Origin of the sequence: Nioella ostreopsis (genome assembly GCF_004000255.1) — a bacterium.
GTDB lineage: Bacteria > Pseudomonadota > Alphaproteobacteria > Rhodobacterales > Rhodobacteraceae > Nioella > Nioella ostreopsis.
Map to the genome: position 1 here is coordinate 127,052 of NZ_RCIQ01000014.1, position 10,532 is coordinate 137,583.

A 10,532-nucleotide genomic window follows, 5' to 3' on the forward strand; every position below is an offset into this window, starting at 1 on the left:
AAGCAGATGGGTGGTTCCGGGAAACGCAGCGATGCGACGGGTCATGGGACGGCTCCTGCCTTGGGGATCGGCCCCCACCCTGACCGCCGCAGCCTCTGCCCAACCACGGATCAGATCCGGCAAAACCCGTAAGTCACCCGTAAGCGGCTTGGCAAGTCACGCCGCGCCGCCCATGCTGGCCAGACCCAAACCGGCTCCACGTCCATGCAGAACACACCCTCTCTCTTTGCCCGAAAACTGCGCGACTGGCGCTTGTCCAGCGGCACCCATGGCCGTCTGACACAGGAACAGCTGGCCGAACGACTCGGCGTCAGTGTCGAGGCTATCGGCAAATATGAACGCTCCCTGTCCTTCATCCGGGGTGATCTGGAACACCGCCTTGCCGAAAGCCTTGGCTGGACCCGGTCCGAGATCCTTGCCTGCCGCGCAGACTGGCAGGCCCGCCAGCAGGGCGGGAAAGCAGGGGGATACCGCTTGCTGGACGCGGCGCTGTCCGAAACGCTGTTTGGTGGGGACTGGGCCGCAATCGGCCGTGCCGGGACGGATCTGGCGAAGCGCGCATTCGGCCCGCTCCCCCCTGAACTGTCGGTTTGCGACGACACGCTCGTGCCGGTTTACGAGGCCTTTCCGGATCACTGGGGGCTGGTACTGCAGGAGGATCAGATGGTCGGCAAATGGGCCGTCTTCTTTTTGACCCCCGAGGATGAGGCGCTGTTCAGGTCCGGGCGCCTCATTGAAACGGACCTGACCATAGACCGCTTCCACCGCCCGCTGCTGCCCGGAACCTATTTCGGCTACTGCCCGGTGCTGATCGTCCTGCCAGGACATGAGGCTGCCGCGACGCTCCTGCTCAGCTCTTTCGTGCAGTTCCTCGAAACCCTGGCAGCCAGAGAGGTCTTCCTGCACGGGCTTGGCACCATCAGCTGTTCGCAAGGCGGCGACCAGATCTGCCGCGATCTGGGCATGACCCGGCTTTGCGACTATTTCGTCAGCCCCGATTACGGGGTCTGGACCCTGCCGGGCGCGGCCATCGCCCGCTCAATCTTCACCCGCCGCAGCCCGCGCCTTGCCGCGCTCTATGCCGACATGTTCCCGACCGCGACCTAATCCAGCTCGGTCCAGGGCCAGGGCTTCACGTTGCTGGCAGCGGTCTGATAGCGCGCCGCCTTGGCCACCCAGACCCCCAGATCGGTGCCGAAATCGGCCAGCCGCTCATTGGGCCGCTTGTTGATCAGCAGGATGATGAACTGGATGATCGTCGCCACCCCCAGAACCGTCTGTGCGAACTGGATCATGATCCAGATCAGAATCATGTAGACCAGCCGCATCCCGATCGAATCCTCCTCGGCCTCGAACTGCTCGCCATGAATGCGGCCCTGATATCTGTCGTCATCGTCGCCGGTCATCTCGGTCCCCATCTGTCACGCGTGCCAGCCTATCACATCGGCATTGGCGTGGCATCTCGCAAGTCCGGAAATCCCTTCCCTCGCCGCAAGCACCCATGTATCAGCCCGGATCATGACCCAGAACCCGCCCGATCTCCGCCCCGACCTCGCCCGCGCCACGGTGCCGAATGACGCCAGACCCGGCCAGCCCACCATCGGCATGGTCAGCCTCGGCTGCCCCAAGGCGCTGGTGGACAGCGAACGCATCCTCACCCGCCTGCGCGCCGAGGGCTACGCGATCTCCCCCGATTACGCGGGCGCGGAAGCCGTTATCGTCAACACCTGCGGGTTCCTGGACTCCGCCAAGATGGAGAGCCTGGAGGCCATCGGCGAGGCGCTGCAACAAAACGGCAAGGTCATCGTCACCGGCTGCATGGGGGCGGAGCCCGAGACCATCACCGGCACCCATCCCACGGTTCTCGCCGTCACCGGCCCGCATCAATATGAACAGGTGCTCGATGCCGTCCATAGCGCCGTGCCGCCCGAACCGGACCCGTTCATCGACCTTCTGCCCGCGCGCGGCGTGTCGCTGACCCCGCGCCATTACAGCTACCTCAAGATCTCTGAGGGCTGTAACCACAAATGCAAGTTCTGCATCATCCCCGACATGCGGGGCCGTCTGGCCAGTCGGCCGCACAAGGCCGTGATGCGAGAGGCGGAAAAGCTGGTCGATGCGGGCGTCAAGGAACTGCTGGTGATCTCCCAGGACACCTCCGCCTATGGCACCGACTGGAAGGACCGGGACGACAAGTTTCCCATCCTCCCCCTCGCCCGCGACCTGGGATCGCTCGGGGCCTGGGTCCGGATGCACTACGTCTACCCCTACCCCCATGTGCGCGACCTGATCCCGGCGATGGCGGAGGGGCTGATCCTGCCCTACCTGGATATCCCCTTCCAGCACGCCCACCCCGAGACCTTGAGGCGCATGGCCCGCCCCGCCGCCGCCGCGCGCACGCTCGACGAAATCGCGGCGTGGCGCGCTGACTGCCCCGACATCACCCTTCGCTCCACCTTCATCGTCGGCTACCCCGGCGAGACGGAGGAGGAATTTCAGACGCTTCTGGATTGGCTTGACGAGGCGCAACTGGATCGCGTCGGCTGCTTCCGCTACGAAAACGTCGCCGGCGCCCGGTCCAACGACCTGCCCGACCACGTGCCCGAAGAAGTCAAGGAAGACCGCTTCCACCGCTTCATGGAGAAATCACAGGCGATTTCCGAGGCCAAACTGGCCGCCAAGGTGGGCACAAGGATGCAGGTCATCGTCGACGAGGTAGACGAAGAAGGCGCCACCTGCCGCACCAAGGCCGACGCGCCCGAGATCGACGGGAACCTGTTTATTGATGAAGGGTTCGAGGGGCTGTCTGCGGGCGATATCGTCGAGGTCGAGGTGGACGAGGCATCGGAGTATGATTTATGGGGGAAGGTTTGACCATTCCGAGTTTCAGCCACGACGTTGAGGTGCTGCTTCAGTCATATGTGGAGGACTTGGCAGCCACCCCGGCGACAGTATTGGCTGAGATTTCAAATTTCAATTGGCTTTGGCCGATATTCGAAAGCAAATGCTGTAATGGCAATGCCTGCAAAGCATCGATCGAGCAATTCTGCTCCAACTACGCTAAACGGTATTCAGCAGACGATTTTGACACGGAACTAGGGTACTTTCGAGAAAGATACCGAAGCGAGAATGCGGAAGCTACAAGCCACCTAGACAAGCTCCTGTCGCATCGCGGTCAGGGGTTGAAGGACAGTATCTTAGTTGGTCTTTGTGAGCAGGCTGAACCAGATTCAAAAATGAAAGCGCTCGTTCTCATCGTTTATCGACTTCGAAACAACCTATTTCACGGCACAAAGGGCGGTCTCGGCTTCACCGACCAATTGGATAACTTCGTACACGCAAATCGCGTGCTAATAGAGATAATCAAAAAGACATGTGAGCCTTGTTGATCTGCCTGCAACTATGAGTTCCAACCGCCATCTCCGACGCGTGCAGGGCGTTCCTGACCTCCAATCCGCGCACTTTATTCCCGCCACATCCGGTCGCGCGCCCCCCCCTGTCATCCCCGCGAAAGCGGGGACCTCGGGCCGCCCGCGCCACGGCCTGAGATACCCGCCTTCGCGGGCATGACACCGGACGACCGTCACCGCCCGCCCCACGCCTCCAGCCCCTCGGTCTGGAACGCCACCCGGCGCATTTCGCGGCGGAACCCGTGGTAGTCGTTTATCGCGTAATGCTGCGTTGCGTAGTTGTCCCAGACCGCGACCATGCCGGGGGTCCAGCGCAGGCGGAGCCCATGTTCGGGCAGCGCGCAATGGGCGAAGATCTGCTCCAGAATGGGGCGGCTCATCTCCTCGCTCATCCCCTCGATCCTCAGCGCATAGGTCGGGTTCACGTAAAGCCCCTTGCGCCCCGTCACCGGGTGGGTCAGCACAGCGGGATGCCAGCGTTCGCGGTCGGCCTCGGGGTCGCCGCGCTTGGTCGACCCCTTCATCGCCTGCTCCTCCACCGGCGGCGCCCATTTGATGCCATAGGGCTTGCCCACATGGGCGACGCGGCGATGTTCCAGCAGCTCCTGCAACGGCCCCGGCAGGCTGTCCCACGCCGCCTGTTGCGATGAATACATCGTGTCGCCGCCATAGGGGGGAATGTCGATGCCGCACAGGACAGAACCGCGCGGCGGATGGTCGAGAAAGCTGAGATCCGTGTGCCAGCCGCCGCCGAAGACGCCGGTGCGCTCGTCGGCCTCCTTCACGATCCGCGTCATTTCCGGGTGGTCGGGGTCGCCATGGGCGTAGGGGTTCACCGCAGGCACGCCGAAGACCGCCGCCAGCGCGCGCTGCTGATCGGCGTCCAGATGCTGGTCGCGCAGCACGATGACAAGGTGCCGATCCAGCGCGTCGCGCAGCCCTTCGGCTACGGCCTCGGTGATGCCGGTTTTCAGGTCGATCCCGGTGATCTCTGCCCCGAACACGCCGGTGATGGGATGTAACTGCATGCGCGCCTCCTGTCTGTCAGGGCGCCACCCGACCGCGCCCGCCCCGGACTGTCAAGCGCTTCATACCGGCGGCAAGCGCATGCAAGACCGGCTGCCGACACCCCCAGGGCCGAACCGGCGGCTGGCCATCCATCCCCTCAAAGCATGTGCGGGCCACCTGCCATCCGCGCCCTTGCCCTCACCACCCCCCGCGCTACCTGCCGCTCATGATGAGAGTTTTGCACAACGACACATGCCCGATCTGCGCGCGCGAGGTTGCTGCCTATGCGCGGCAGGCGCAGCGGGCGGGGGTGGCGCTGCATGTCGACGGGCTCGATCAGGCCGCCGAGTGGGCGCTCGACCCCGACAGTGCCGCGCGCAGTTTCCGCGTCGAACAGGATGGCCAGCGGCACGAGGGGCTCGAGGCCTTCCGCCTTCTCTGGTCGCATCTGCCGGGCTGGCGCTGGCTGGCGCGGGTCACCGGTCTGCCGGGTGTCCATTGGCTGGCGGATCGGGCCTATCGCCACGCTGCCGCCCCGGCGCTCTATGCACTGCACCGGCGCCGTCAGGGGCGCGCCGATCCGTAGACCCCGCGCAGCGCCTGACCGCACATCGCCCCTGCCCTGCCGCACAGGCCGAGCTTATGGACTTTGCCCGCCCTGCCGGGTCACGTAACACGACAGCCAACCAACAGGAGAGCCACAATGACCGAAGCCCCCAAGATCGCCCAGACCGCCCCCTTCCCCATCGAGGTGGAGGAAGGCAAGAATTACTTCTGGTGCGCCTGCGGGCAGAGCCAGCGGCAGCCGTTCTGTGACGGCTCTCACAAGGGCAGCGATTTCACCCCGGTGAAATACACCGCCGAAAAGACCGGCAAGGTGTTCTTCTGCGGCTGCAAGCATTCGTCGCGCCAACCGCTGTGCGACGGGTCGCATTCAAAGCTCTGACCGGGGATTTGTCTGCACGGGGGGTGTACGGGGGGTGCACAGGGGGTGTACGCCCGGCACCCCCCTATTTCTGTGCGAAATAGGTGCGGCAGGCATCGGCCACATGGCGAAAGCGGTCGCCGCCCAGATGTTTGCCGCCATACCAGCGGGTGACCACAACAAGATGCGAGTGCAGCCCCTCGCCCTCCAACATCTTGAGGATGATATTGCCCGCGCCGCTTTCCCCGTCATCGGATTTGAGCGGCCCGTCCGGCAGCAGCACGGCCCAGGAATTATGCGTGGCCTTGGCGTATTTCTTCTTCTTTTTCAATGATTTGAGGAAGTTATCCACATCCTCGCGGCAGGTCGCAGGCCCGCCCGAAACAGCGTATTTCGATCCCCGGTCGCTAATCACATTCTCGATCTGCCGCATGGATTTCCCTTCCTCATCAAAGGGATAGCGTCATCCAAACAAAACGACAAGCCACGCAACCCCCACGGCCATCGCCGTCATCGCCACGCCAGCGCTGCCCACATCCTTGGCATCCCGCGCCCTAACGTCTTGATCTGTCGAGATATAATCCACCGTCCGCTCAATCGACGTGTTCAGCAGTTCCGCCGCCAGGATCAGCACACCACCCATCAGGATTATCATGGTTTCCCCGCGACTTAGCGGCAGCCAAAGCGCCAAACCCGCGCTCGGAATATTCATGGTCGTCCAGAATTTCAGGCTCGGCTCATTCCCCCAGGCGTTCTTCCACCCCGCCCAGGACCAGACAAAGCGATTCACCAGCCGTCGCCATTCCCGTTTCAGCATCCCCATCCCCCCTGTTTTCAACAGGTTAGGCCGGGATCGCCACCGATGTCATCGAAAAAAAGATCAGCTCGCCAACCGCCGAAACAGGGTAGCATTGGCACAATTGGCAGGGACAGCCGCGCCCGCCTCTCCTTGCGCCGCAAGCCAGTCCTCGCAGGACCGCGCCCAGTCACACCCCCGGCAGCGCGTGACCGCATCGGACCAGTCTTCCTGAGAGAGTCTGCCCTCATGTACCGCATGGGCAAGATCGGCCCCGGTGACCTTGGCCATGGATTGCGACAGCATGAAATGGTGGCGAATTTCACCGAGCGGATGGGTCATCGTTGCGATCCTTCGCGGATGGGGAATTCAGCTGTCAGGCAGGTCCGTCAGCACCGCACCATTGCGGCAATAAGACGGGGCGTCCTCCGCTTTGTCGTGGCTTTCCAGCCACTTGCCGCATTCCTCGGGCGAGGTGCAGTTGGTGCAGCTCAGCACCATGTCGCGACGCTGCTCGGGGGCAAGATCGCCACGCAACTCGGCCTCGTCCAGATCCACACCAAGGCGATCAGCCATGTGGCCCATGAGCCGTTCATGTTCCTCGATTGTTTTGCGTCCGGGCATCCGTCATCTCCTGCAACGGGGCCGCCTGACAACAAAGCGACCTGCCCCAAGGGTCGCGCATCTGCCGGGTCGCGACATTGACTCAGATCAAGCATCGGCGCTGCAATTTCGGGCAATCGGGCTAGGCAAGCCGCGCGTGGCGCACTACTCTGATCCCATGTTTACCATCGAGCACGATTTCGACGCGACCGTCATTACCCTGGTTGACGAGGGCGCGGCCCCGCTGGAGGAGGATCTGACGATCTCCGCCTTCGAGGAATGCGTGACCCTCGAGCAATATGACCCGCATACCGACAGCGTTCAGAAAATCACCCTGTCCGACACGCAATTGCGGGATCTTGCCGCCGCGCTGGACCTGCCGGAAGGCATCTACCGCATTCGGGCCATCCCGGCGGAAAGCAACAAGAACTGATCTTTATTGAGCCGGGACGATTTTCCGAATGCCATTGCCCAATCTGCTGATTGTCGGGGCCCAGAAAAGCGGCACGACATGGCTGCACAAAGCCCTGATGAGGTCTCCCCAGTTCGGGGCGAATGGACGTTTCAAGGAATTGAACTTCCTGCTGCTGCCAGATTTCGAGGACCGTCTGGAGGAATATGCGAACGCCTTCCCTGACGATCCCGCGCATGTGTATCGGTTCGAATCCACGCCGGGCTATTTCAGCCTGCCTGACGCGGGCATAGACGTTGCCGCCCGTGTGGCGCGATACTTGCCCGGCATCGAAACCCTCGCTGTCCTGCGCAACCCTGTGGATCGTTACCTGAGCGCATATACGCACCACATGATGCGCCGCCGCTTGCCCCATACCGCTGAAATCACCGATCTGAATCCGGCATTCAACATGCTGGCCTACGGGATGTATGGCGCGATCCTGACGCACTGGCGACAGCATGTTCCGGGATTGCGGGTCTATTTCTATGATGATCTTGTGGCCAATCAACCGGCCTTTCTGGCCGGTGTGATGGCCGATCTCGGACTTGACTGCGATGTTCCCCCGAGAAAGGCGCGATTCAGGGCCAATGACAAAGCGGCCATGTTCAAACGCCTCGGATGGGACAGCATGCCGGTCCTGTCAGGCGCCCTGAGAGAGGAGCTGAAGGACTATTATAGGGCTGACATCGCCGTGTTGCAGGATCAGACCGGGCGCGATCTGGCGCATTGGCTCGCCTAAGAGGCGCAGGACACGCAGCGTACCGCGCAAGGGTCCACGTCCAGACGCGGGACGCCGATGAACTCGCCGCAATCCTCGCACCAGCCGAAGTCGCCGTCTTCCATACGGGACAAGGCGGCCGCAATGGCCCGCAGGCGGCCGTGGCGGCGCGCCTCCAGCGCCGCAGCCATCGCCTGCCCCTGCAACGCATCCTGCCGGGACAGCCGCCCGATACTGGTCTGGTCCAGTTCCACGGGTTTGCGGCCCTCAGCGGTCGCGTCAGAGGAGTGCTGAAGTGCCGCGCGTTCCTGGTCCAGCAGGGGACGGTAGCGTTTGGCCAGATCTGCATCGGTCGGGTCGGTCATGACATGATCCCAACAGATCGGGCGCGGTGAGGCAAGGTTCAGTCGATTTCGATCAGCTTATCCCGTCCGGTTTCGCCCTGCACGATGGTCAGCCGTGATTTCGGCAGCCCGAGCGCCTTGGCCAGCAGTTTCAGCACCGCGGCATTGGCTTTGCCGCCTTCGGGCGCGGTGGTGACATAGACCCGCAGGGGATCGCCCGCGGCCTCCGCCGGAACCACGGCATTGCGGGAGGCCTTCGGCGTCACGCGCAGGGCGATGCGGGCACCGGGCACAACGAGGGCGCTGAGATCGGGAAGTGGTCTGGCCATAGCTGTCTTTGTCCCCGCCAAGAAGAATTTTCCAGAAAATTCTTCCCATTCTTAAAAAGCTTCCAGAAGCTTTTTCATTACCCAAAAATCTTCTGGAAGATTTTTGGGCCGCCCCAACCCCCCCGTGCAAATACTTGCGCGCGATCGAGACTGCCGCCACTCTGCCCGGGAGAGCGAGCGAGGAACGACATGGCCACGGGGTTTTTCTGGGACGAACGCTGTTTCTGGCATGCAGGTGGGAATTACGCGATGATGCTGCCGGTTGGGGGCCTGGTGCAGCCGATGCCGGGCGGCCTGCCGGAGAATCCGGAAACCAAGCGGCGGCTCAAGAACCTGTTGGAGGTGACGGGCCTTATCCGGGAGCTTGATGTGCGTCACGCCGCGATGGTCACCAAGGAGGACCTGCTGCGCGTGCATCCGCAAAGTTACCTGACAGCATTCCGGGACATGTCCGACGCGGGCGGCGGTGAACTGGGCCTGCGCACGCCGTTCGGACCCGGCGGCTACGAGATCGCCAAGGTCTCGGCAGGGCTGGCCAAGGAGGCGCTTTTTGCCACGCTGCATGGCACGGTGGACAATGCCTATGCGCTGTCGCGCCCGCCCGGGCATCACTGCCTGCCGGATTTCCCCAATGGGTTCTGCCTGCTGGCCAATATCGCCATCGCCGTGGAGGCCGCCTTTGCGGCGGGCATGGTCGACCGGGTGGCGGTTCTGGATTGGGACGTGCATCACGGCAACGGGACCGAGGCGATTTTCTACGACCGTGACGACGTGCTGACGATCTCTCTGCACCAGGAACGCAACTACCCGCTCGACACCGGCGAGTTCGAGGATCGCGGGTCGGGCGCGGGCGAGGGCTTCAACCTCAATATCCCGCTGCCTGCCGGGGCCGGGCACACGACCTATCTGGAGGCGATGGAGCGGCTGGTGATCCCGGCGCTGGCCGATTTTGAGCCCGATGTGATCATCGTGGCCTGCGGCTATGACGCCGCCGCGCTCGATCCTCTCAGCCGGATGCTGGCCACGTCAGAGACCTTCCGGCTGATGACCACGATGGTCAAGGAAGCCGCCGCGCTGCTGTGCGACGGGCGGCTGGTGCTGGTCCATGAGGGCGGCTATCTGGAAGCCTATGTGCCCTTCTGCGGTCATGCGGTCATTCAGGAACTGTCCGGCAGCCGCATCACCGCACCCGATCCGATGCTGGACACGTTCAACGCCCGCCAGCCGGGACCGCGTTTTGAGAATTACTGTTCGGTCCTGCTGGCCGAGATGGAGGACGCCCTGCAGGGTCCGTAGAAATACCTATCCCGGCGGAAACCTGTTGCCCGGACAGGGGATTTGCGTATTGCAGAGGAACCAACCGCTGCGCTGCCGGGGCGCGTTGACTCTTTCCCATGGCGCGCGGCAGGTTCAGCCGAGGAATTCTACGGGAGTGAATCCATGAAGAAAGTATATGGCTCCGCCGACGAGGCGCTCGACGGCGTTCTCTTCGACGGCATGCTGATTGCGGCGGGGGGATTTGGCCTCTGTGGCATCCCCGAGCTGCTGATCGACGGGATCGTGAAAGCGGGCACCAAGGATCTGACGGTTGCGTCCAATAATGCGGGCGTGGACGGGTTCGGGTTGGGCAAGCTGCTCGACACGCGCCAGATCAAGAAGATGATGTCGTCCTATGTGGGCGAGAACGCGGAATTCATGCGCCAGTACCTGTCGGGCGAGCTGGAGCTGGAGTTCAACCCGCAAGGCACCCTAGCCGAGCGCATGCGCGCCGGCGGTGCGGGCATCCCCGGCTTCTACACCAAGACCGGCGTCGGCACCGTCATTGCCGAGGGCAAGGAAGTGAAGCAGTTCGGCGGCGAGGATTACATCCTCGAAGAGGGCATCTTCGCGGACCTGTCCATCGTCAAGGCCTGGAAGGCTGATGACACCGGCAACCTCGTCTTCC

17 protein-coding genes are annotated in these 10,532 nt (G+C 63.0%); 9 read left to right on the forward strand and 8 right to left on the reverse strand.

What is annotated here, in order from left to right; all coding sequences use genetic code 11:
- Positions 1-204: 204 nt before the first annotated feature.
- Positions 205-1,107, forward strand: a complete 903-nt coding sequence (locus EP237_RS15125; RefSeq protein WP_127561729.1) for a helix-turn-helix domain-containing protein — start codon at positions 205-207, stop codon at positions 1,105-1,107.
- Here the strand turns inward: EP237_RS15125 and EP237_RS15130 are convergent.
- Positions 1,104-1,406, reverse strand: coding sequence for a DUF4389 domain-containing protein (locus EP237_RS15130; RefSeq protein WP_127561730.1), 303 nt, complete (start codon positions 1,404-1,406; stop codon positions 1,104-1,106). The genes EP237_RS15125 and EP237_RS15130 overlap by 4 nt on opposite strands.
- A gap of 112 nt (positions 1,407-1,518) precedes the next feature.
- On the opposite strand from EP237_RS15130, the gene rimO reads away from it, so the two are divergent.
- Together rimO and EP237_RS15140 are read left to right on the forward strand one after the other, a co-directional pair.
- Positions 1,519-2,874: a 30S ribosomal protein S12 methylthiotransferase RimO gene (gene rimO / locus EP237_RS15135; protein ID WP_127561731.1), complete on the forward strand. Its 1,356-nt coding sequence runs from the start codon at positions 1,519-1,521 to the stop codon at positions 2,872-2,874.
- Complete coding sequence (locus EP237_RS15140) at positions 2,871-3,389, forward strand: hypothetical protein (RefSeq protein WP_127561732.1); 519 nt, start codon at positions 2,871-2,873, stop codon at positions 3,387-3,389. The genes rimO and EP237_RS15140 overlap by 4 nt, the downstream gene beginning before the upstream one ends.
- A 194-nt stretch (positions 3,390-3,583) precedes the next feature.
- On the opposite strand, the gene EP237_RS15145 is transcribed toward EP237_RS15140, so the two are convergent.
- A complete protein-coding gene (locus EP237_RS15145) occupies positions 3,584-4,438 on the reverse strand; it encodes a TauD/TfdA dioxygenase family protein (RefSeq protein WP_127561733.1) in 855 nt (284 codons plus the stop codon).
- Positions 4,439-4,644: 206 nt separating this feature from the next.
- Here EP237_RS15145 and EP237_RS15150 point away from each other — a divergent pair, with 206 nt between their 5' ends.
- Both EP237_RS15150 and EP237_RS15155 read left to right on the forward strand, forming a co-directional pair.
- Positions 4,645-5,004, forward strand: a complete 360-nt coding sequence (locus tag EP237_RS15150) for a thiol-disulfide oxidoreductase DCC family protein (RefSeq protein ID WP_127561734.1) — start codon at positions 4,645-4,647, stop codon at positions 5,002-5,004.
- Between the two features lie 117 nt (positions 5,005-5,121).
- Positions 5,122-5,364 carry a CDGSH iron-sulfur domain-containing protein gene (locus EP237_RS15155; RefSeq protein ID WP_127561735.1) on the forward strand — a complete coding sequence of 81 codons (243 nt, stop codon included), beginning with the start codon at positions 5,122-5,124 and terminating at the stop codon, positions 5,362-5,364.
- A gap of 64 nt (positions 5,365-5,428) precedes the next feature.
- On the opposite strand, the gene EP237_RS15160 is transcribed toward EP237_RS15155, so the two are convergent.
- From EP237_RS15160 to EP237_RS15175, 4 genes are all read right to left on the reverse strand, one after another.
- Entirely contained in the window at positions 5,429-5,776 is a 348-nt protein-coding gene (locus EP237_RS15160; protein WP_127561736.1) for a YigZ family protein, read from the reverse strand.
- 30 nt (positions 5,777-5,806) lie between these two features.
- A complete protein-coding gene (locus EP237_RS15165) occupies positions 5,807-6,160 on the reverse strand; it encodes a diacylglycerol kinase (protein WP_240661656.1) in 354 nt (117 codons plus the stop codon).
- A 63-nt stretch (positions 6,161-6,223) separates the two neighbouring features.
- Positions 6,224-6,481 (reverse strand): DUF6455 family protein, encoded by a 258-nt coding sequence (locus EP237_RS15170; RefSeq protein WP_127561738.1) that lies wholly within the window; start codon positions 6,479-6,481, stop codon positions 6,224-6,226.
- Positions 6,482-6,508: 27 nt separating this feature from the next.
- Positions 6,509-6,763 carry a DUF6455 family protein gene (locus tag EP237_RS15175; RefSeq protein WP_127561739.1) on the reverse strand — a complete coding sequence of 85 codons (255 nt, stop codon included), beginning with the start codon at positions 6,761-6,763 and terminating at the stop codon, positions 6,509-6,511.
- 157 nt (positions 6,764-6,920) lie between these two features.
- On the opposite strand from EP237_RS15175, the gene EP237_RS15180 reads away from it, so the two are divergent.
- Both EP237_RS15180 and EP237_RS15185 read left to right on the forward strand, forming a co-directional pair.
- Positions 6,921-7,175 (forward strand): hypothetical protein, encoded by a 255-nt coding sequence (locus tag EP237_RS15180; protein ID WP_127561740.1) that lies wholly within the window; start codon positions 6,921-6,923, stop codon positions 7,173-7,175.
- A 28-nt stretch (positions 7,176-7,203) separates the two neighbouring features.
- A complete protein-coding gene (locus EP237_RS15185) occupies positions 7,204-7,935 on the forward strand; it encodes a sulfotransferase family protein (protein WP_127561741.1) in 732 nt (243 codons plus the stop codon).
- Here EP237_RS15185 and EP237_RS15190 read toward each other — a convergent pair.
- Together EP237_RS15190 and EP237_RS15195 are read right to left on the reverse strand one after the other, a co-directional pair.
- Entirely contained in the window at positions 7,932-8,279 is a 348-nt protein-coding gene (locus EP237_RS15190) for a TraR/DksA family transcriptional regulator (RefSeq protein ID WP_127561742.1), read from the reverse strand. The genes EP237_RS15185 and EP237_RS15190 overlap by 4 nt on opposite strands.
- A 38-nt stretch (positions 8,280-8,317) precedes the next feature.
- Positions 8,318-8,587: a DUF167 domain-containing protein gene (locus tag EP237_RS15195; RefSeq protein WP_127561743.1), complete on the reverse strand. Its 270-nt coding sequence runs from the start codon at positions 8,585-8,587 to the stop codon at positions 8,318-8,320.
- Between the two features lie 189 nt (positions 8,588-8,776).
- On the opposite strand from EP237_RS15195, the gene EP237_RS15200 reads away from it, so the two are divergent.
- Positions 8,777-9,883, forward strand: a complete 1,107-nt coding sequence (locus tag EP237_RS15200; protein ID WP_127561744.1) for a class II histone deacetylase — start codon at positions 8,777-8,779, stop codon at positions 9,881-9,883.
- Between the two features lie 144 nt (positions 9,884-10,027).
- The coding region (locus EP237_RS15205; RefSeq protein WP_164744721.1) for a CoA transferase subunit A at positions 10,028-10,532 on the forward strand (505 nt) is incomplete at its 3' end.